Source organism: Coprococcus eutactus (genome assembly GCF_001404675.1).
Classification (GTDB): domain Bacteria; phylum Bacillota; class Clostridia; order Lachnospirales; family Lachnospiraceae; genus Coprococcus; species Coprococcus aceti.
The window spans coordinates 217,730-239,685 of record NZ_CYXU01000003.1 but is presented as its reverse complement, the minus strand read 5'-3'; the positions used below and the strand labels follow the sequence as shown (position 1 = coordinate 239,685).

Below are 21,956 nucleotides of genomic sequence, written 5' to 3'. Positions count from 1 at the left end.
GGAGGAATGTATATGGGGTTTAGCGCAGTATACAATACAGACGTAGGAATAAAGAAAAAGACAAATCAGGATTCGCTGGCGATCAAGATAGCGGATACTCCAAATGGACAGGTCGTGTTCTCCCTCGTATGTGATGGCATGGGAGGTCTGGCAAAGGGAGAGGTTGCCAGCAAGGAAGTCATAACAGCTTTCTGCAACTGGTTTGACACACAGTTTGTTGAGATGGTTGACAACAACAGCTTTAGTGAAGAGCTGCTGAGATACCAGTGGATAAGACTTGCCGTGGAGCAGAATGAGAAGATCAAGGCGTATGGCGAGCAGAATGGATTTATGCTTGGTACGACCATTTCTGCGATCCTCATATACAGAGAAATGTACTACATTCTCCATGTTGGAGACAGCCGAGTGTATGAGATCACTTCAGGGATAAGGCAGCTCACCGCAGATCAGACGCTTGTTGCAAGGGAGATCGCAGCGGGAAGACTTACACCGGAGCAGGCGGAGACGGACAGCAGACGAAGCGTGCTTCTCCAGTGTATCGGAGCTTCACCTGTGGTGGAACCGGATTTCGTAGTTGGGCAGGTAGCTCCCGGAGCGCATTACATGCTGTGTTCTGATGGATTCAGACATAAGATAACGCCTCAGGAGATGATAGAGAGACTTGGCCCGGGAACATGCGTCGACGAGGCGAAGATGAAGGAGGGCTGTGAGTTCCTCACAGAGCTTGTGAAGTACAGAAAAGAAACGGATAATGTAACAGTAGTGCTTATTAAATCGGAGTAATGGGGATCGATATATGACAGAGTTAGGAACGGTATTAGACGGAAAATACGAAATACTTAAAAAAGTCGGTCAGGGTGGTATGTCAATAGTTTATCTTGCCATGGATAACCGACTTAATAAACAGTGGGCTGTAAAGGAGATCAAGAATGATGGCTCCAAGAGTACAGCCACACTCTTAAAGGGATTGGAGCGAGAAGCAAATATCCTCAAGGATGTGGATCATCCGGTACTGCCACGAATCGTTGATATCATCAATGAGAATGGCACGATCTACGTTGTCATGGACTTCGTAGAAGGACGTCCACTCAGCGATGTGCTCAAGGCGGAGGGAGCACAGCCACAGGAAAAGGTAATCGAATGGGGCAGGGCGCTTGCCAGTGCACTTGACTACCTGCATTCCATGAATCCGCCGATCATATACAGAGATATGAAGCCTTCAAATGTCATGCTGAAGCCGGATGGCTCGGTAAAGCTTATCGACTTTGGAACGGCTAAGGAATACATAGTGGAGAACAATGCGGATACCACGGCTCTTGGAACAAGAGGCTATGCGGCACCGGAGCAGTTCGGTGATGCGCAGGGACATGGAATCTACAACACGGATGCAAGAACAGATATTTACAATCTGGGAGCAACGCTCTATCACCTTGTTACCGGCAAGAATCCATGTGAGCCTCCTTACGAGATAAAGCCTATCAGACAGTGGAATCCGATGCTCTCATCAGGATTTGAGAGAATTATACAGACGTGCTGTCAGCCGAGTCCTGAGGACAGATATCAGTCTTGTTCAGAACTGCTGTATGCGCTGGATCACTACAACGAGCTCGACGATGCATACAAGGCAAAGGCAAAGCATAGGATAGCAGCGTTCTCAGTGGTTGCGGGATTATCGATACTCTCAGCGTGTTGTGCTGTGATAGGCGGAGTAAAGAAAGGCCAGCTCAAGGATCTTGATTACAACAACAAGGTCAACGAGGCGAGGGATGCAGTCGACGAGGGCGATTACAACAAGGCATTTGAGTGCTATAAGGCGGCTGTCGACATAGACCCAACCGCATCGGATGCCTATATAGGCTATATGGAGACATATGCTTACTATTATACAGAGGACGATGGAAACACTTCGGCCAACACCGAGACGGCGGCAGAAAAGGGAATAAGACTTGCACTTAAGAACAAGGACGAGATAAAGGACGACGTAAAGTTCAAGATAGCCATGTTGTATTACGACGAGGTCAAGGACTACAGTGCGGCCAAGAAATATTTCAATATGGTCGATGAGAGCAAGGATTTCCCGGATCAGGCAAAGCAGGCAAAGTATTACGCTGCGATATGTGACAGCAAGATAAACAAGTCTGCAAGCTTTGATACGAACAAGGAAAATATATTTGCATTCCAGGATTACAACAGTGACAACATAGATGACACCAATCCTGACAAATACACCAATTACCTCAACATAGCTTACATATATCTTGGCGAGATATCCAATGATCCGGAGCTTGCGAACAGAATAGAGGTGCTGATGGATGAGGCGATGAAGAACCTGGACGACAACGCAGAGGTGCTGAACAGCCAGTTCCCGGCGGACAGAGGCGTAAAATACTACAATGGCCAGTATTCAGGAGTTATGTACTCGGTATATACAGAACTTGCCGAGAATGCGGATGATGCGGGCCAGCAGTTACATTATTACAACTCTGCGGCGAATAGTGCAGCGCTTTATCTGAACAGTCTGGATATAGAGGGCGAGAATGCGACAGAGACATCCAAGAAAGCATATTCAGAATACTCGGTGAACGAGGCTGAGACTTATATCAAGATGGCAGAGAACAGCGGCGATGATAGCTACTATGATGAGGCAGAGAGAATATATGGCAACGCTGAGACTACACTTGGAACCGATGACAACGCAGCGGTCGTGTACGTAAGCCATCTGAGTTATCTGGTCGATAGATATTCGAATAAATTTGGAAACGATTCGGCAGCATGGAATGCCAGTGCCACAAGGGCTGTGAGGAAAGTGTACGAGAACGGTAACAAAGTTCCGGCACTTGCAAATGGTCTTAAGCAGGGATGGCAGTCGTTATCCAATGATCTGACAGTTAAGAGCATAGTAAATGGCAGTTCAAGGTCAACGAGCGAGTAAGGGAGGAGTGAAAGGTTATGGCAACAGTTTATAATGTAATGTTATATGGCGGCCTGGCACTTGCGATCGTATTCGCTATTGTGGCGGTGGTACTGTTCTTTGTGTTAAAGATACCGAAGGCGGTGGGAATTGCCACAGGCTCAACAGCCCGTAAGAAGATCGATGAGATCAAGGAGAAGGGCTATGAGAGTGTACAGGGAGGCGGTGCCTCCAAACAGGAGGCGATCAAGAACCATACATCCAGAATTTCGGTAAGGGATGTAAAGTCAACTGCAGCCGAAAAACATTCTGAGAAGGGAATGGCAAATTACGAGAAAGCGATAGCTGATCTCGGGAAAAAGAGACTGGAGGATGAAGGCGAGACTGCAACTGATATTCTCCGCGATGATGCCGAGGAGGCAACAGATATTCTGAGGGAAGACGAAGAGAATCTTGACATCAATGGCAGCAGCTTTGAGGAGGCGACAGACATCCTCAGAGAAGATGCGGATGAGGAAGCAACGGATGTACTCAGAAATGACGAGGCAGACGAGGAAGCAACGGACATACTCAGAAGTGATGAGGCGGACGAGGAAGCAACGGACATACTCAGAAGTGATGAGGCGGACGAGGAAGCAACGGACATACTCAGAAGCGATGACGCAGACGAGGAAGCAACGGACGTACTTAGAAGCGATGACGCAGATGATTCCACAGCCGTTCTTCAGGGAGGACGCGCAGCGAGCTCGGTAAGAATGATAAAGAATGTAATTATAGTACATTCCGATGAAGAGATATAGGAGGAGAGGGACATGAAAAAGGTTATGCAGAATAAATCACTTTTGCATCGACTGATCGCGCTTACGATGGCGGTAGTTATGACACTCACTCTTGTGGCGATCGATTCACATTTTCATTTGTTTGCGGAGGAGGAAGATACACAGACCATAGATGTAACGGCCATTGTAAAGGGCGATAAGGCGGATATGGTGTATGGCTTCAAGGATTTTGACAAGGCAATAAAGTTCAAGATCAAGTCCGACAAAGTTGACGGAATCGACAGCAGCAAGTTGGGAGTGGCTGTTTACAAAGGAGCTACAGCGGACGATAAGATCGCTACAGCCACAGATGCAGCAGGAAAGCTTGTCACATTTGATAATGTGTATGAGCTGAAGAATGACACAGCAGTACAGAAGATAGCTATTTACTATTATACAGGTACTGATGAGAGCGGTGATTTCGAGCTGCTTGGAACCATAAAGGTTGCCGTGGATAAGCAGGCACCTACAATATCGGTTGAGGCTGATGATAGCTACAATCTTCACAACAAGGTGAGCGATGGCTATTATCTCCTGAACCTCACAAGCAGTGATGCCGACAGAACATTTGTGATAGACGCCAAGGATACCACAGATGCAGCAGAGGAAAATGCCACAGGAATAGACTATGTGGAGTATTCATCAGACAATGGAAAGACCTGGAGCAAGACTGAGAGCACATCCCAGTTTGTTGCACCTGATAAGAGTGGAGCATACAAGTTCAGAGCGGTCGATGTTGCAGGAAACAAGTCAGAGGAGACCAGTGTTATCGTCAAGAAGCTCAACGAAGCTCCTGTCATAACAAGTGTTACCCCTGAGATCATACAGAAGAACGGAGTGGATTACAGATTCCCTCAGCTCAAGGTAGATGATGCTTATAAGTTCACTGTACAGGTGAAGAAGGTTACAGCCGGCAGTGATAACACTGAGATAGATGACGTGAGCCTGTACTACAAGCTTACGGGTGCAGCTTCAGCAGTGGAGTGCACAGGCAAAAAGGCTGTGTCCGGCGGATATGAATATGAATTCGAGATAAGTGCACAGTGGTTCAAGAAGGACAATGCAGACAATGCAAAGAAGCTTGTCATTTACGCCAAGGAGAACGAGTTTGGCAATAACTCAGTCGGCGCAGATGAGGATGGCGACATTGTATTTGTAAAGGAAGGAAAGCCTGAACTCACAGTTACAGGCGGTTCCACAAGCTATGTGAAATCCACAAAGCTGACAGTGAAGGCAACTGGAGAGTATTCTTACATAGACACCGTGTCATACAGCGTGGATGGCAAGAAGGAAACGATCCTTGAAAAAGGAAACAAGTTCACATACAGCAGCGATGTCCGTGTGAGCGGTGGAGATGTACAGGATTCAACAAAGTCAGACATATATCTGGCTGATGGAGAGCATACCATCACATTTGCGGCAAAGGACTTCGCCGGAATAGATGGCAGGATAGAGACTGTAGTCAAGGTGGATAATACAGCACCTGTTGTAAAGGTTACGGACAACGCCGGAACAGACAGGACAAACAATGATCAGCAGTACACGGTCACAGACGCAAAGGAAGCTGTTCTTAATATAAAGTACAGCGATGCCACATCAGGTGTTGCATCGGCGGTCGCTTCACTCAAGAAGGCAGATGCAAATGGATCATATACATCAGTCAAGAACTGGTATTCAACATCTACAGGTGACAATGGCCTGCAGAGCGGAAAAGAGATAAGCATAGATGGTTCAGGAAGCTATGTCCTGACAGTTGTGGTAACTGACGAGGCTGGAAATAAGACAGAGACGAACACATATGTGTATGTCAATGTGGATGGCCTTTCAGGAGAGAAGTTATCTGCGAACGGTACAGATGCTGACAACGGCGCTATATTCTGGAGAAATGATGATACTCTGACTGTAGAGGGTGCAGTATCAGGCTTCCAGCTTGCAGCAGATGACGCAAAGCTGGTGATCACCAGAACATCATTTGCAGGAAAGAAGGATAAGGCAGTTGAGGTAAAGGGTACAGTTGCCGCTGCATATGACAAGAATACGGTCAACATATCCTACGAGCTTCCAGATGAGGGTGTGTACGAGATCTCACTCATGGCGAGAATACACGATCCGAACAATGCTGACACGAAGTTCAAAGAAGTACAGAGCATAAAGGTTTACTATGATAAGACTGCACCGGCAAATGTGAAGCTGGAGTGTGCAAACCAGAAATACAAATCAGGATCGACATTCTATTACAGATCAAAGAGTGACGTGAAGATCAAGGTCTCTGGTTCCGATAACGATGACAGCAATGGCAAGGTTACATATACAGTAGGCAGAAGCAGCACAGCCGGATCACAGGACATTACAGGAAGCATTAATGTATCAGGAAATGATATAGAAAAGACACTGGATGCAAAGGCCCTTGGCATAACAGATGAAAATACAGAGTACACGATGACTGTTAAGCTGAAGGACAGAGCAGGAAACGAGAGCAAGGCCAGTCAGGAGATACACCTGATAGTTGATACCGTCAAGCCATCAGTGTCAATAGATGGAACTGCCGGCGGAAAGCTGATAAATTACTGGAATAACAGCAATGTGACCATAACAGCAAGGGGAACTGACAATTACTTCGTGGAGAAGTTCGTTGTGACAGGAACACGCGATGGCAAGAGCATAAGCAAGTATGAGCTGGATGCGGATTACACTGCAAATGCAGCAAAGTCCACAACATTCAGAGAGCCTGGACTTTATAATATCACGATAGTTGCTGTCGATGAGGTTGGCAATGAGTCGGGTAAGGCAACAACTTCATTTGTAATAGATAAGAAGAGCCCTGAGATATCAGTTGTGTCCGGTGGAAGCAGCAGATTCCTTAACAGGAGCAGAACTATTACATTTGGCATAGAAGACGATTATGGAATGGATGCACAGAATGCGACGCTTAAGGTGTACTACAAGACCTACAGTGATTCAAACTGGTCAGAGACCACAGTTCCGTTCCAGACAGCAGATGGCAAGACCACTGCAGCATATAAGATGACAGCCAAGGGCGGCAAGGCAACTGTATATTATTTCACAGTTGAGGGAGCCGATAATTCCGGCAATGCACTGAAGCCGGCAGCAGACGAGGCGTTCGGTGTTCAGGAGGGCACAAGTGCTCTCAAGACAAAGAATTATTACGTCGACACCACAGAGCCACTTGTGTATGTGGACGATGATCCTGAGTACAGACTGGATAATAACAATTACTTCAAGACTTCAATATCATTCAGAGTTGGTGTGGAGGAACAGTTCAAGTCGCTTCAGAACACTATTATCACAGAGAATGATGGAAATGTAGCAGTGGATGAGAATCCGCAATACTTCTATATAAAGAGTAACGGCGGAACATGGGGCAAGAAGTACACATATGATAAGGAAGGTGAGTATGATCTCACCATGACCGTTACCGACAAGTGTGGAAATGAAGGAACAACAGGAACCCATTTCTACATAGACAAGCACAAGCCTGAGATACAGCTTGGAAATGTCAACACTATAAACAACAGAGATGTGACAGTCCCTGTAACACTTACAGATAACATGAGAGGTGGAAAGTACACCATTCATGTAGTCAGAACAAATGAGGGTGGATCTGTTGTAGAGAACAGAGATATCAGAAAGAATGTTACCTGGGGAACAAAGGGTGATGGAGTCAGCACAGTCAGAGAGGTACTCAGCGGTGTGACATTTGACGCCCAGGGCGATTACACAGTCACCGTGTCCGCAGAGGATAAGGCGGGCAACAAGGCTGTGACCAGAACAGTGAAGTTCAGAATCGATAAGACTGCACCGGTTATATCGATTTCAGGAATGAGCGACAGACAGACAACGGCGGTAAATGCAACCATCAGCATAGATGAGGCATTCTCATTTGCATATGAGAACAACAATCTTGCCGCAGATGCATTTAACGTGACAATAACCAGAAAGACGGACGGAACAGCGGCATCGAATATCGCTACGCTGGGAACAAGCAGCTTCTCAGGAAGCAATCCACATACCGCAACTTACAACTTTACAGAGGATGGCGAGTACACGATCACAGCAAATGCAAGAGATCTTGCAGGAAATGTGGCAGCCAGCCAGACCAAGACCTTCAAGGTTGACTCAAAGGCACCTGTTGTAAAGGTGAGCGCAGTGGATAAGAACAACAAGGAAGTAAAGAATTACGACCCAATAGGAAGTATGGATTCTTCCGCACCGAACTATGTTGATATGTCACTGAGCGTTCAGGAGTCATTCTTCTCGACAGATGATGTGAAGATAACCGTGAAGAAGGACAGCAAGGATGTGTCATCATCATACTTTACAAATTACAGCAATTCTTCAGAGCTCAGCACAGGAAGCCAGAGATTCTCTGAGGATGGTGTATACGAGGTGTCAATAACAGCGCAGGATGAACTGGGAAATAAGGCTGATGATTACAGCCTGGTATTCACAGTCGATAACACACCACCTGAGCTCAAGGCTACATCGACACTTGCCGGATTCATGAGCAAGAGCATTGCAAGCGATGACGGAACACTGCTTCTCAATGCATCAGATTTTGCTGATATACGAGACAAGGGCTACGAAGCACTGTGGGATGTAAGTGATACTTCAGACTTCTCGGTTGACGCCAAGATAGACGGAGTAAATCTTATCGATTTCTCAGATATGACAGACGGATATCACAAGATAACACTTACAGTAACTGACAAGGTTGGACACACGGCAACACAGGAATTTGATTATACTTATGATGGTACTGCACCACGAATCATCATAACAGGTGTTGAGGATGGAGAGACTCTCAGAGAGCCATTCAACATGACGATAGGTCTTGAGAATGAGGAAGACGAGATCACATCCATCGTTATAAATGGCAATACCATAGATCCTGCAAGCTATCAGGCAGATAACAAGTATGAGATGCAGGTAGATCAGTATGATACATACACGGTTGAGGTAACAGCCCAGGATAAGGCCGGTAATATAGCGACAACATATGACAGAGAGACCGGAGAGGTATTCACCTTCAAGCTCAGCGAAAAGATGTCACCGGTTGTGCTGATCATAATAATAATCGCAGCGATCCTGCTTCTTGCATTGCTTGCATTCATCATCATAGCTGGCAGAAGAAGAAAGAAAAACGCCGCTGCTTAATGTAGGAGAAAGTGCTATGTACAGGGCAGTTGTATTTGATATGGACGGCGTGTTGGTAGACACGGAGAAGATATACAGGAAGTGCTGGAAGGAAAACGGCATGAGCATAGGGATTCCTGAGGCACAGATGGAAAATGTATGTGACCGGGTGGCTGGAGGCAACAAGACCTCCAACGCCCGGGTATTTAAGGAAATAATGGGCGAAGATTTTGATTATCTTGCGTTCAGACAGAGAACAATGGATCTGTTCGATGAACATGTGGAAAAGTATGGAATAGACATAAAGCCACATGTCGAGGACACGCTGAGATTCTTAAAAGAACACGGCGTGAAGATAGCACTTGCAACCTCCACTGCGAGGACGAGGGCGCAGCAGAGACTTGATAGCGTTGGAATAGCCGGATACTTCGATGAAAAGGTATGCGGAGACGAGATCACCCACGGAAAGCCGGAGCCTGATATATATCTGAAGGCCTGCGGGAAGCTGGGCGTAAACCCAGACGAAGCGGTGGCCGTTGAGGACTCTGTGAATGGTATCATATCTGCCAGCCGGGCAGGGCTATGTACGGTCATGGTGGTGGATCTGATAAAACCAAATGATATCACGCGCGAGCGTGCATACAAAACCTTTTGTGATATAGAAGATATATGCAGCCTGTTTGAGTAAACAGGCTGTATTTTTATTAATAAAATGAGGAGGAACATCATAATAATGTAAAGAGTAAAGAATATGGTGGTAGTATGTCTGCAAGTCAGAAATTTATGGGAGTTGTAAAGGGACTGATCCTGTCCTATCTGCTCACGATAATCATGCTGTTTATAACGGCGGTGGTCGTATACAAAGTGGGGATAAGCGATAAGGTGCTTGGTATACTGGTTGTTGTGATATACATAGTGGCCACATTTGCCGGGGGCTTTGTTACGGGTAGAAAAGTCAGGGAGAAGCGTTTCCTGTGGGGGATGGTGTATGGCCTGACTTACATATCGGTCGCATTGACCGTGTCGGTGCTGTTTACAGGTTCAGGCGACAGAGAGGGAATAGCAGTTATAACCAAGTGTATTATGTGCGTTGCAGGCGGGATGCTGGGGGCTATGCTCAGTTAAAAAAAACTTTTACTTTATATATCTTTGTGTTATAATCCCGATATATGACATAAAAAGAGAGGTGTATCCAGAATGAAGAGAATTAAAACACTCACAAACAGGACTATGAAGAATACAATGGTCAAGGGTGGATGTGGCGAGTGCCAGACATCATGCCAGTCAGCTTGTAAGACATCATGCACAGTTGGTAATCAGAGCTGTGAGAATGTTAACAACAAGTAATTTGTAACAGGTTTGTATTTGATCAGCTAAAGGGGACCGTCGTTTATGATGACAGTCCTCTTTAGTGCGTGTATAAGGGTGCCGTGTGTGGCGCCTTGAATTAGAATTTCACGGATAGATCCGATGGAATATATTGAAGGAGAATTATGGTTCATCAGTACAAGAACAATGGTTATAATATAGTGCTTGATGTCTGTAGTGGTTCTGTACATGTCGTAGACGATCTTGTCTATGATATTATTTCTTTATATGAGGAGAATGATAAAGAGCAGATTATAAAGGCACTGTCACAGTATGACAGCGCAGATGTTTCCGAGGCTTATGACGAGGTAGCCCAACTGGTAGAGGACGGAACATTATTTACAGATGACGTATACAAAGATTATATTATAGATTTCAAGAAGAGAAAGACAGTTGTCAAGGCGTTGTGTCTGCATATCGCCCATGACTGTAACCTTGCCTGCAGATACTGCTTTGCCGGTGAGGGAGAATATAAGGGAGACAGGGCGCTTATGTCACTTGAGGTGGCAAAGAAATCCCTGGATTTTCTGGTTGCGAATTCCGGTTTAAGAAGAAATCTCGAGGTGGATTTCTTCGGCGGTGAGCCGCTTATGAACTGGGATGTAGTCAAGAAGACCGTGGAATACGGAAGAAGCCTTGAGGAGAAGTATGACAAGAAGTTCAGATTCACACTTACTACCAACGGAGTGCTTCTGAATGACGAGATCATGGAATTTGCCAACAGAGAGATGGCGAACGTGGTGCTCAGCATAGATGGAAGGAAGGAAGTCCACGACTACATGAGACCTACCAGGAATGGCAAGGGAAGTTATGATGTGATACTATCCAAGTTCCAGGAATTTGCCAAGAAGAGAGCAGGCAAGAGCTACTACGTAAGAGGAACTTACACTCATAACAATCTTGATTTCTCACAGGACGTGCTTCATATGGCGGATCTGGGATTTGACCAGATATCCGTTGAGCCTGTTGTATCACTTCCGGACGAGCCATATGCTATAAAGGAAGAGGATATACCGGTACTGCTTGAGCAGTACGATATCCTGGCTAAGGAGATGATCAAGAGACATAAGGAGGGAAGAGGCTTCAATTTCTTCCACTTCATGATAGATCTTGAGGGTGGACCTTGCGTAGCCAAGAGACTTTCCGGTTGTGGTTCAGGTACAGAGTACATGGCGGTCACTCCTTGGGGAGACCTTTATCCTTGCCATCAGTTTGTTGGTGAGGATGATTTCTGTATAGGAAATGTATTCGATGGAATCAAGAATCAGGATATAGTCAATGAATTCAAGCTGTGCAATGTATATGCCAAGGATAAGTGTAAGGACTGCTTTGCAAGATTCTATTGCAGCGGTGGCTGTGCGGCCAACTCATACAAGTTCCACGGCAATATACTTGATGCATATGACATAGGTTGTGAGCTTCAGAAGAAGCGTATAGAATGTGCAATCATGCTGAAGGCGGCTATGGCCGATGAGGCAGAAGAGGAATAAAAAGGGTAAAAGGAGAAGACGATGAAGAAGACAAAGAGAAACGCTGTGCTCGTCATCATTGCCTTTCTGCTTATACTGGGTGTTGCTATATATACAGCAATATTCGGTGTTGCAGACAGAGGTAAAGTCGAGTACATCAAGCTTGGACTTGACCTTAAGGGTGGTCTGAGTGTAACTTACGAGATTCAGGAGGATGATTACAGCGACAAGGATCTCGAGGATACCAAGTATAAGATTGAGCAGCGTGTAGAGGCCTACACCAATGAGTACTCAGTCTATGAAGATGGAGACAAGAAGATCACAGCAGAGATCCCGGGTGTAACAAATGCAGATGAGATACTTAATGCTCTGAATATTGAGGGAAAGCTTGAGTTCCTTGATCCTGACAACTACACAAAGTGGTCACAGGGACAGGAGTATGAGGCTGCTCTTACAGGAGATGACATCAAGAATGCCACAGCCGGAATTGACTCAGATAACGGCAATGACAATGTGGTACAGCTTGCATTCACCGATGAGGGAGCTCAGAAGTTCGCTGATGTTACCGCGGCAAATGTTGGGAAAATAGTATACATTATATATGACAACAAGGTCGTAAGTGCACCAACAGTACAGTCAGCCATAACAGGCGGAAGCGCAGAAATCAACAAGATCGGAAGCTACGAGGAGGCCGAGCAGCTTGCTACTACTATCCGTATCGGTGCACTTCCTCTTACACTTAAGCAGGTTCGTTCCAATATAGTAGGTGCTACACTTGGATCAGATGCCATCAGCACAAGCCTTAAGGCAGGTGCGATCGGTATTGCACTTGTATTTCTTATCATGATCATAGTATTCAGGATCCCAGGTCTTGTGGCATCATTTGCCCTGGCATTCTATACAATACTTGATCTGCTGGTTATCAACCTGTTCAACGTAACATTGACACTTCCTGGTATAGCCGGTGTTATCCTGTCAGTAGGTATGGCGGTTGATGCCAATGTAATCATATTCACACGTATCAAAGAGGAGCTGGCGGATGGCAAGTCCGTAAAACAGGCGGTAAAGGGTGGTTTCCACAATGCCCTGTCAGCAATCATAGATGGTAACGTTACAACGCTTATCGCAGCTCTTGTACTTGGAATATTTGGAACAGGTACTATCAAGGGATTTGCGATCACACTGGCTATCGGTGTTGTTCTCTCAGTATTTACAGCTCTGGCAGTCAGCCAGTCACTGCTCACAGCGCTTGTAAATCTCGGCGTTACAGATGCCAAGTATTTCGGCGTTGCAAGAGAGCCAAAGAAGACAAACTTCGTGAAGGCAGGTAAGTTCTGTATGCTCGGATCACTCATTGTGATCATCGCATGCTTCTGTATGATGCCTGTTAATAATAAGTCAAAGGGTTCACCACTTAACTTCAGTGTTGAGTTTGCAGGCGGTACAAGCCTTACAGTAGGTTTTGACAAAGAGTACTCACTTAGCGAGGCTGAGAAAGATATAGTTCCTGTCATTGCAGAGGCAGCCGGTATCGGTGAGGCGGGAATATCAGTACAGACAGTATCAGGTACAAATGAGATCGTGTTCAAGATGCCTGAGCTTTCAGATGACGGAACAGATGACTCACAGATGTCCAAGGTGCGCAGCGCACTCACAGACAAGCTTGGCGCAGATGTCAAGGAGGCAAACGTAATAAGTGGATCAGTCAGCAGCGAGATGTCCAAGAACGCTATATTCTCAGTCATCCTTGCAGCTATCCTGATGCTTATATACATTGCTATCAGATTCCATGATGTGAAGTTTGGTGCAAGTGCAGTTATCGCACTTCTCCACGATGTTGCGATGGTATTCTGTCTGTATATTATACTGAGACTTACAGTTGGTAACACATGTATCGCATGTCTGCTTACCATAGTGGGTTACTCGATCAATGCGACTATCATCATATTCGACCGTGTAAGAGAGAATATAGGTGTTATGAAGCCTAAGAAGGTCACATACAAGGATATAGTCAACCTGAGTATCAACCAGACCTTCAGCAGAACTATTTATACATCACTCACAACATTTGTTACAATATTCGTTCTGTATATCATGGGAGTGGCATCCATCAAGGAGTTCGCTCTTACACTTATGGCTGGTATAATCATCGGTGCTTACTCTTCGGTATGTATCACAGGTCCACTCTGGTACACTATGAAGACAAAGCTTGGCAAGACAGAAAAAGATGCTTAATAGAATAAAGTTATCGGACGGATGTCAGATGACAGATGATAACAGGCTTCCATGGCAGAGATGCTGTGGAAGCCTGTTGTATTATTGGGAGATGGAAGAGATATGAATTGTAAAGCAGTGGTGTTTGATATGGATGGAGTCATCCTCGATTCAGAACAATTGGTTGTCAAGAGCTGGCAGAAGACAGCGGACAAATATGGCATAGAGGACATAGAGAGCTTCTGTATGGCTGCCCTTGGACTCAACCGTGAGGCGGCGAAGAAGCTGTTCGTGCAGATGTACAAAGGAAGATGTGGTGAAGGACAGGATACATTGGATGAGGAGAGATATGAGAGCCTCAAGGGTGAGATGGCGGCGGAATTCCACCGGGCAGCGGCAGAGGGAGAGCTTGTGCTGAAGCCGGGAGTTACGGACATGCTGAAGATGCTCAGGGATAATTGCATACCATGTGCCCTTGCCACATCCACCAGAAAAGAGGTAGTCACCATGGAGCTCATCAACCTCGGGGTGATAGATTACTTCGACAAGCTTGTATGTGGAGACATGGTAGATCGGAGCAAACCCGCACCGGATATATTCCTGAAGGCCTGTGAAGAGCTTGGAGTTGAGTCGGAGAGTGCATGGGCGGTGGAGGACTCATACAACGGAGTCAGAGCAGCATATGCGGCAGGGATGAAGATTGCCATGATCCCGGACCTCGTGCAGCCGGATGATGAGATGAGGGATAAGGCAGATTTTATATTTAAGAATATGAATGAGTTTCAAGAGTATATTCTTGAGTCCATCAGAGCATGACAGATGGATCCGACGAACAAAAAAAGAACTCCTGATGCAGAGAGAGCAAAATCTCTGTAACAGGAGTTCTTTTAGTTAGTTTTTAGGGGTTTAAGGGGACTGGTGAGGTCCCATATATAATATGTAAGTCCCGGCAAAGGACTGACATATTTTGATCTAATGGGTCAGTTAGATCAATGACTCGTAGAGCTTGGTGATATCCTCCACGCTAGTCTCCTTTGGATTGCCCGGACGACATGCGTCATCGTAGGCTGACTGTGCCAGGAATGGAATATCCTCTGGCTTTACAATGTCTTTAAGGTCTGTAGGAATGCCTACATCGATGGACAACTGGCGTACTGCGTCAACTGCAGCTTTTCTGTATTCTTCCTGGGTCATGTCGTCTACGCCCTTGACGCCCATGGCTCTTGCTATCTCACGATACTTTTCTCCTGTTGCTTCTGCATTGTATTCCATTACAGTAGGCAGGATAATCGCGTTGGCAACACCGTGAGGTGTGTCATACAGAGCTCCCAGTGGATGAGCCATGGAATGAACGATTCCAAGACCTACATTTGAGAAGCCCATGCCTGCAACATACTGGCCAAGAGCCATATCTGCACGGCCCTCAGGTGTATTGGCAACAGCCCCTCTGAGCGAACGGCTGATGATCTCGATTGCCTTGAGGTGGAACATGTCTGACAGCTCCCATGCGGCTGCGGTGATGTAACCCTCGATTGCGTGTGTCAGTGCATCCATACCTGTGGCTGCTGTGAGTCCCTTTGGCATGGAGCTCATCATCTCAGGATCGACAAATGCCACAACAGGAATGTCCTTAGGATCAACACATACCATCTTGCGGTTCTTCTCAACATCTGTGATGACGTAGTTGATAGTTACCTCTGCTGCGGTTCCGGCTGTAGTTGGAACTGCAAATATAGGAACTGATTTATTCTTTGTAGGTGCAACACCCTCCAGACTTCTGATGTCTGCAAAATCAGGGTTGGCAATAACTATGCCGATACCCTTGGCAGTGTCCATGGATGATCCGCCGCCTATGGCGATGATGTAATCTGCCTCAGCAGCCTTAAATGCGGCCACACCCTGCTGCACGTTCTCTATAGTAGGGTTTGGCTTGATGTTGGAATAGATCTCGTATGCAAGTCCTGCACCGTCCAGAACATCGGTGACCTTCTTGGTCACACCGAACTTGATCAGATCAGGATCTGAGCACACAAGAGCCTTGGCGAAGCCTCTGCCGACTGCCTCTGTGGCGATCTCAGCGATGGCACCCGCTCCGTGGTAAGAGGTTTCATTGAGTACGAATCTGTTTGCCATAAAAATATCTCCTCCTTTGCACTGCGCATTTGTGATAGAACTTCCAGATACTGCCATCAAAATGCACAAAAGATATATTAAAAATGTATATTTATTATAACATTTGTACAATAAAAAGCAAATAGACATAACAGGTGAAATGTCAACATTTACAGGCAAAATGGTGGCATTTACACTGGTAATACCATAATGCGTCTGCTAAAATATGTGGATGGATACAGCAGGGATGCGGATATGTCCCAGGGATAAAATGATACGGAGAACAGAAGATGACATTGACACCGGAGCAGAAGGATATAATAGATAAATATGTTAAGAAGCCAGAGTGGAGAGTGGCGGGCAAAAGAGCGGACTTTAATGCCATAGGCGAGAGGTTCGGTGTGAGTCCTGTTGTGGCGAGGGTTATCACGAACAGAGGAGTCACCGGGGAGAAAGCCATAACTATGTACCTTGATGGCGACTGGGATTCCATGCACGATCCGGCACTGATGAAGGATATGGTGGAAGCCGGTGAGATAATAAAGGAAAAGCTCAGCGATAACAGGAGGATAAGGATAATCTCGGACTACGACGTGGACGGAGTTACCTCCAATTATATATTGCTTCTCGGTCTTCGGAGAACATGGGCGGCGCTGCACGGAAGCTGCGCTGATGACTGCACCGTGGTGGATTACGACATTCCACATCGAGTGCATGATGGATACGGAATAAATAAAAGACTTATAGATGCCGCCATAGCGGATGGTGTTGATACTATCATAACCTGCGACAATGGAATAGCGGCGATAGAACAGGTGAGATATGCGAAGGAGCGCGGGCTTACGGTCATCGTCACGGATCACCATCAGATCCCATTTGAGGAGAGTGATGGCGGCGAGCGGGTATATATGCTGCCCCGGGCGGATGCGGTCATAGACAATCAGAGGCAGGACTGTGAATATCCATTCAAGGGGCTGTGCGGGGCCGGCGTTGCGTTCAAGCTCATCCAGTACATGTACAGGATATGCGGGATAGCCGAGAGCGAGGTAAATGAATTCATGGAGATCCTGGGGCTGGCTACCAACTGTGACATGATGGATCTGGTGGATGAGAACAGAATCTATGTAAAATATGCCCTTGAAAGTCTGAAGGACAGCCGCAATCCGGGTCTGAATGCCCTCATGAGGCTCAGCGGCAGAAATGAGAAGAAGATATCAACGTATGATCTGGGATTTCTGATAGGGCCGTGCATCAATGCGGCGGGAAGACTGGGGGATGCGAAACAGAGCCTTGAGTTCTTGCTTGAGAGAGATCCAAATGTCGCCGAGGCAAGGGCTAGGGAACTGCTGGCTGTCAACAATGAGAGAAAGAGCATGACGGAGGCCGGAGCCCGGCATATCACAGATATGCTTGAGACAGCCACTGTGAACGGAGAGTTCGGACAGGCGGCTACCCTTGCTGACAAGGTGCTTGTGGTGTATATACCGGCTGTACATGAGAGCGTTGTGGGAATAATCGCCAGCAGGCTCAAGGAGGCATACACAAGACCTGCGATGGTGTTCACGGACGCAGAGACGCCGGGGATACTGAAAGGATCGGGAAGATCCATAGACAGCTACAACATGTTCGAGGAGCTGAACCGGTTCCGGGAGATGTTCACTGCATTTGGCGGACATGCCATGGCGGCGGGATTTTCCATAGAGAAGGAGAGGCTTGACGAGCTGAGGCGGAAGCTCAATGAAGCGGCGGTGCTGACGGATGAAGATATAACACCTAAGCTGATGATAGATGTGGCCATGCCGCTGGCGTACAACAGCATAGAGCTGACGGAACAGATCGAGAGGCTTGAACCATACGGAAAGGGTAACAGGAAACCGCTGTTTGCACAGGCGGCAGTACCGGTGCGAAGGGCGCAGATACTTGGAAGAAACAAAAATCTTCTGAAGCTTCAGTTTGATACCGGGTACGGAAGGTGCGTGGATGCCATAGATTTTGATCCGGATACATTTGTGAATAACATAAAACAGTGGTTTGGAGAGGATGAATGTGTTAAAATGTTAAATGGTCAGCCGAACGCCGTAGTGATAGATGTCGCATACTATCCGACCATCAATGAATATATGGGAAGACGTTCACTCCAGATGAAGATGGAGGCCTATAACAAGGGAATATAAGCTGACTTTGATGAGAATACTATTAAGTACATTTGTAATATATATCATACAGGAGGACGTAAGATGAGTGAGGTAGAAAAGTATATCAAGAGTATTCCTGATTTTCCACAGCCGGGAATCATATTCAGGGATGTGACAAGTGTAACAGAGGATCCTGAGGGCATGAAGCTGGCCATCGATGAGATGGACAAGCTGCTGGAGGGAGTAGATTACGATGTCATCGCCGGAGCAGAGTCCAGAGGATTTATATTTGGAGCACCGCTGGCATACAAGAACGGCAAGGGACTTGTTCTCGTGAGAAAGAAGGGCAAGCTTCCGAGAGAGACCGTGGAGATGTCTTACGATCTTGAGTATGGACAGGCTACTATAGAGATACATAAGGATTCCATCAAGCCGGGTGAGAAGGTTGTGCTGGTGGATGATCTTATTGCAACAGGTGGAACCATAGAGGCTGCGGCTAAGCTTATAGAGAGCCTTGGCGGAATAGTAGTCAAGATGGTATTCCTCATAGAGCTGACAGACCTGAAGGGAAGAGAGAGACTTTCCAAATATGACGTGGCTTCAGTAGTACAGTTTGAGGGAGAATGATCAGGGCAGAATAAAACAGGAAGTGTGGTGAGCATATGGGAGAGACATTGGATAAGACACAGGACAATATAATAGCTCAGGAGACGAAGAGAGCTGCGGAAGCAGGTGTTATCACCTCGGAGCAGGCCACGAAGGATGGAATAGCAGCCATCGAGAAGGCTCTTGCGTCTGGCAAGAATGTTCCTCAGAATGAACTTATAAAGCTGGAGGAGCAGGCGAATAAGCAGATGAAGGCGAAGAGAGAGATAGATCTGTCCACACCGGCAGATTTTACACCGCCGGAGGAATTGTATAAGGAGCTTATCTCAAGGATACTCACATATCACCCATCTGCCGACATCACTATGATAGAGAAGGCATATAAGGTGGCGGACGCTGCCCACAAGGGACAGCTCAGAAAGTCCGGGGAGCCTTATATCATGCACCCTCTGAATGTGGCCATAATCCTGGCAGAGCTCGAGCTTGACAAGGAGACGATAGTGGCTGGAATACTTCACGATGTCGTTGAGGATACAGTCATGACATCTGAGGAGATAGCAGCGGAGTTCTCCGAGGAGGTTGCTTTCCTTGTGGATGGAGTTACGAAGCTGACACAGCTCAAGATGACCACGGACAAGATAGAGGTTCAGGCGGAGAATCTGCGTAAGATGTTCCTCTCCATGGCGAAGGATATCAGAGTCATACTGATAAAGCTGGCGGACAGACTCCACAATCTGAGAACCCTCCAGTATCAGTCACCGGAGAAGCAGATAGAGAAGGCCAGAGAGACCATGGATATATATGCGCCTATCGCACACAGACTTGGTATCAGCAAGATCAAGGTCGAGCTGGATGACCTGTCCATGATGTACCTCATGCCGGATGTGTACAAGGATCTCAAGGCGCAGATAGATGAGAAGCTTACCGAGAGGGATGCTTATATCAAGAGGGTCGTTGCCGATGTCAAGAAGCATATCGATAATGCCGGACTTGAGGCTGAGATAGACGGAAGAGTAAAGCATTTCTTCAGTATATATAAGAAGATGAAGAACCAGAACAAGACTCTGGATCAGATATACGATATATTTGCGGTACGTATCAAGGTGAATACGGTCAGGGACTGTTACTCAGCACTGGGTATCATTCATGAGATGTACAAGCCTATTCCGGGAAGATTCAAGGACTACATAGCCATGCCTAAGTCCAACATGTACCAGTCCCTTCACACCACACTGATCGGACCTGAGGGACAGCCATTTGAGATACAGATAAGAACCTACGAGATGCACAGAACGGCTGAGTATGGTATCGCTGCGCACTGGAAGTACAAGGAGAACATAACCGGTACGGTCATGCAGAAGGAGGAGGAAAAGCTCTCCTGGCTCCGTCAGATCCTTGAGTGGCAGAGGGATACCGATGACAACAAGGAGTTCATGAGCTTTGTCAAGACTGACCTTGATCTCTTTGCTGAACAGGTATACTGCTTTACTCCTGCCGGAGATGTTAAGAACCTTCCTAGCGGATCCACACCTATAGATTTTGCCTATGCCATTCACACGGCGGTGGGCAACAAGATGGTCGGTGCAAGGATCAACGGACGACAGGTTCCTATAGATACCAAGCTTAACAACGGAGATCGTGTGGAGATCATAACCTCACAGAACTCCACAGGACCAAGCCGTGACTGGCTGAATATAGTCAAGAGTACACAGGCGAGGACAAAGATCAACCAGTGGTTTAAGCATCAGCTCAAGGATGAGAATATCAGCCGCGGAAGAGAGCTCATACTGAACTACTGCAAATCAAAGGGAATAGACTACTCCATGTACTCAAAGCCTGAGTATCAGGAGAAGATATACAAGAAGTACAATTTCCAGGATTGGGATTCCATAGTTGCCGCCGTTGGACATGGCGGAATCAAGGAAGGTCAGATAGTAAACCGTCTGATTGATGAGTACAACAAGGAGCACAAGCCACAGACTGCCACGAACGCTGAGGTTCTGGACGAGTATTCGGTGAAGAAGAACCATGGCAACCATACCGGCAAGGGTGGAATAATCGTAAACGGCATAGATGACGTTGCCGTGAGATTCTCCAAGTGCTGTTCACCTGTTCCGGGGGATGAGATCATAGGATTTATCACCAGAGGACGAGGTGTGTCCATACACCGTACCGACTGTGTAAATGTGTTGTGCATGAGCGAGGCGGACAGAGCCAGAGTCATCGAGGCTGAGTGGAAGGATGACGCTGTTGCATCGAACACATACATGACCGAGATAAATATATATGCAGATGACAGAAACGGCATATTATTTGACATAACCAAGATCCTCAGCGAGGCAAATATAAACGTAAACAGTATCAACAGCCGTACAAGCAAGCAGGGCAAGGCTACGATCACGATCTCATTTGCGATCAAGTCGAAGGAACAGTTGAATACGATAATTGCCAAGATAAGGAATGTTGATAATATAATTGATATAGAGAGAACTACGGGCTGATGGCCGGAAAGGTTTATATGGCGGAATTAAAAGTTATCAGAAGTGAGCTGGGAGGATTCCAGACGAATTGTTATATAGTGGCAAATGAGCAGACCGGGGAGGCGATAGTCATTGATCCTTCATGGAATGCGAATTATATATACAACACACTGAAGAAGAATGAGTATACCTGCGTTGGCATTTATCTCACCCACGGTCATGTGGATCACATGGCGGCGATGGGAGATCTGAAGAAGCTCACAGGCGCGGATACATATGCTTCGGAGGACGAGAAGGAAGTTCTCGGCAACAGCAGGGTGAACCTGTCGGCGATGATGACCAGTGTATTTGAAAAGGTGATAGAGACTGAGACGGATCACTATCTGAGCGACGGCAGTGTGAAGAAACTGCTTGGCACTGAGATGAGATGCATCAGTGTGTCGGGACATACCAGAGGCGGAATGTGCTATTACTTCGAGTCAGAGAATATACTGTTCTCAGGGGATACGCTGTTCAAATACAGTGTGGGAAGATCGGATTTCCCTACAGGTGATGAGCATGCGCTGCTCGAGAACATAAGAGAGAAGCTGTTTGTGCTTCCTGATGATACCATGGTGTACCCTGGACACGGGGAGACAACACTTATAAGAAAAGAGAAGAAGATGAATCCGTTCTTCTGATGGGCGGAT

General features: G+C 46.6%; 15 protein-coding genes. 14 read left to right on the top strand and 1 reads right to left on the bottom strand.

Annotated elements, in window-relative coordinates; all coding sequences use genetic code 11:
* Nucleotides 1-12: 12 nt before the first annotated feature.
* From ARA78_RS08135 to ARA78_RS08090, 10 genes are all read left to right on the top strand, one after another.
* The gene (locus tag ARA78_RS08135) at nucleotides 13-783 is read left to right on the top strand and encodes a PP2C family protein-serine/threonine phosphatase (protein WP_055271972.1); all 771 of its coding nucleotides are present in this window, start codon (nucleotides 13-15) and stop codon (nucleotides 781-783) included.
* 13 nt (nucleotides 784-796) lie between these two features.
* Nucleotides 797-2,932, top strand: a complete 2,136-nt coding sequence (locus tag ARA78_RS08130) for a serine/threonine-protein kinase (protein ID WP_055271971.1) — start codon at nucleotides 797-799, stop codon at nucleotides 2,930-2,932.
* 17 nt (nucleotides 2,933-2,949) lie between these two features.
* Nucleotides 2,950-3,711 carry a hypothetical protein gene (locus tag ARA78_RS08125; RefSeq protein ID WP_015534338.1) on the top strand — a complete coding sequence of 254 codons (762 nt, stop codon included), beginning with the start codon at nucleotides 2,950-2,952 and terminating at the stop codon, nucleotides 3,709-3,711.
* Nucleotides 3,712-3,723: 12 nt separating this feature from the next.
* A complete protein-coding gene (locus tag ARA78_RS08120) occupies nucleotides 3,724-8,904 on the top strand; it encodes an Ig-like domain-containing protein (protein ID WP_055280336.1) in 5,181 nt (1,726 codons plus the stop codon).
* A gap of 16 nt (nucleotides 8,905-8,920) precedes the next feature.
* On the top strand, nucleotides 8,921-9,571 hold the full coding sequence (locus tag ARA78_RS08115; protein ID WP_055271969.1) for an HAD family hydrolase: 651 nt from the start codon (nucleotides 8,921-8,923) through the stop codon (nucleotides 9,569-9,571).
* A 95-nt stretch (nucleotides 9,572-9,666) separates the two neighbouring features.
* Nucleotides 9,667-10,008 carry a TIGR04086 family membrane protein gene (locus ARA78_RS08110; protein WP_242849692.1) on the top strand — a complete coding sequence of 114 codons (342 nt, stop codon included), beginning with the start codon at nucleotides 9,667-9,669 and terminating at the stop codon, nucleotides 10,006-10,008.
* Between the two features lie 72 nt (nucleotides 10,009-10,080).
* Nucleotides 10,081-10,230 (top strand): six-cysteine ranthipeptide SCIFF, encoded by a 150-nt coding sequence (gene scfA / locus ARA78_RS08105; protein ID WP_015534334.1) that lies wholly within the window; start codon nucleotides 10,081-10,083, stop codon nucleotides 10,228-10,230.
* A 146-nt stretch (nucleotides 10,231-10,376) separates the two neighbouring features.
* Nucleotides 10,377-11,741: a thioether cross-link-forming SCIFF peptide maturase gene (gene scfB, locus ARA78_RS08100; protein WP_015534333.1), complete on the top strand. Its 1,365-nt coding sequence runs from the start codon at nucleotides 10,377-10,379 to the stop codon at nucleotides 11,739-11,741.
* Nucleotides 11,742-11,762: 21 nt separating this feature from the next.
* Nucleotides 11,763-13,955 carry a protein translocase subunit SecD gene (gene secD, locus ARA78_RS08095; protein ID WP_055280335.1) on the top strand — a complete coding sequence of 731 codons (2,193 nt, stop codon included), beginning with the start codon at nucleotides 11,763-11,765 and terminating at the stop codon, nucleotides 13,953-13,955.
* A 102-nt stretch (nucleotides 13,956-14,057) separates the two neighbouring features.
* Complete coding sequence (locus tag ARA78_RS08090) at nucleotides 14,058-14,750, top strand: HAD family hydrolase (RefSeq protein WP_070097483.1); 693 nt, start codon at nucleotides 14,058-14,060, stop codon at nucleotides 14,748-14,750.
* A gap of 168 nt (nucleotides 14,751-14,918) precedes the next feature.
* Here the strand turns inward: ARA78_RS08090 and fucO are convergent, their stop codons facing one another.
* Complete coding sequence (gene fucO / locus ARA78_RS08085) at nucleotides 14,919-16,067, bottom strand: lactaldehyde reductase (protein ID WP_015534330.1); 1,149 nt, start codon at nucleotides 16,065-16,067, stop codon at nucleotides 14,919-14,921.
* A 269-nt stretch (nucleotides 16,068-16,336) separates the two neighbouring features.
* Here fucO and recJ point away from each other — a divergent pair, with 269 nt between their 5' ends.
* The 4 genes from recJ (at nucleotide 16,337) to ARA78_RS08065 (ending at nucleotide 21,947) form a co-directional block, all read left to right on the top strand.
* Nucleotides 16,337-18,220 (top strand): single-stranded-DNA-specific exonuclease RecJ, encoded by a 1,884-nt coding sequence (recJ, locus tag ARA78_RS08080; protein WP_055280334.1) that lies wholly within the window; start codon nucleotides 16,337-16,339, stop codon nucleotides 18,218-18,220.
* A gap of 63 nt (nucleotides 18,221-18,283) precedes the next feature.
* On the top strand, nucleotides 18,284-18,808 hold the full coding sequence (locus tag ARA78_RS08075) for an adenine phosphoribosyltransferase (protein WP_015534328.1): 525 nt from the start codon (nucleotides 18,284-18,286) through the stop codon (nucleotides 18,806-18,808).
* A gap of 35 nt (nucleotides 18,809-18,843) precedes the next feature.
* Nucleotides 18,844-21,288 (top strand): RelA/SpoT family protein, encoded by a 2,445-nt coding sequence (locus ARA78_RS08070; protein ID WP_015534327.1) that lies wholly within the window; start codon nucleotides 18,844-18,846, stop codon nucleotides 21,286-21,288.
* 17 nt (nucleotides 21,289-21,305) lie between these two features.
* The gene (locus ARA78_RS08065; RefSeq protein ID WP_055146399.1) at nucleotides 21,306-21,947 is read left to right on the top strand and encodes an MBL fold metallo-hydrolase; all 642 of its coding nucleotides are present in this window, start codon (nucleotides 21,306-21,308) and stop codon (nucleotides 21,945-21,947) included.
* The last annotated feature ends 9 nt before the right edge of the window (nucleotides 21,948-21,956 follow it).

Coding starts and splice junctions, on each gene's coding strand:
- ARA78_RS08135 (WP_055271972.1), top strand. CDS start 13: ATGGGGTTTAGCGCAGTATACAATACAGACGTAGGAATAAAGAAAAAG.
- ARA78_RS08130 (WP_055271971.1), top strand. CDS start 797: ATGACAGAGTTAGGAACGGTATTAGACGGAAAATACGAAATACTTAAA.
- ARA78_RS08125 (WP_015534338.1), top strand. CDS start 2,950: ATGGCAACAGTTTATAATGTAATGTTATATGGCGGCCTGGCACTTGCG.
- ARA78_RS08120 (WP_055280336.1), top strand. CDS start 3,724: ATGAAAAAGGTTATGCAGAATAAATCACTTTTGCATCGACTGATCGCG.
- ARA78_RS08115 (WP_055271969.1), top strand. CDS start 8,921: ATGTACAGGGCAGTTGTATTTGATATGGACGGCGTGTTGGTAGACACG.
- ARA78_RS08110 (WP_242849692.1), top strand. CDS start 9,667: ATGGGAGTTGTAAAGGGACTGATCCTGTCCTATCTGCTCACGATAATC.
- scfA (WP_015534334.1), top strand. CDS start 10,081: ATGAAGAGAATTAAAACACTCACAAACAGGACTATGAAGAATACAATG.
- scfB (WP_015534333.1), top strand. CDS start 10,377: ATGGTTCATCAGTACAAGAACAATGGTTATAATATAGTGCTTGATGTC.
- secD (WP_055280335.1), top strand. CDS start 11,763: ATGAAGAAGACAAAGAGAAACGCTGTGCTCGTCATCATTGCCTTTCTG.
- ARA78_RS08090 (WP_070097483.1), top strand. CDS start 14,058: ATGAATTGTAAAGCAGTGGTGTTTGATATGGATGGAGTCATCCTCGAT.
- fucO (WP_015534330.1), bottom strand. CDS start 16,067: ATGGCAAACAGATTCGTACTCAATGAAACCTCTTACCACGGAGCGGGT.
- recJ (WP_055280334.1), top strand. CDS start 16,337: ATGACATTGACACCGGAGCAGAAGGATATAATAGATAAATATGTTAAG.
- ARA78_RS08075 (WP_015534328.1), top strand. CDS start 18,284: ATGAGTGAGGTAGAAAAGTATATCAAGAGTATTCCTGATTTTCCACAG.
- ARA78_RS08070 (WP_015534327.1), top strand. CDS start 18,844: ATGGGAGAGACATTGGATAAGACACAGGACAATATAATAGCTCAGGAG.
- ARA78_RS08065 (WP_055146399.1), top strand. CDS start 21,306: ATGGCGGAATTAAAAGTTATCAGAAGTGAGCTGGGAGGATTCCAGACG.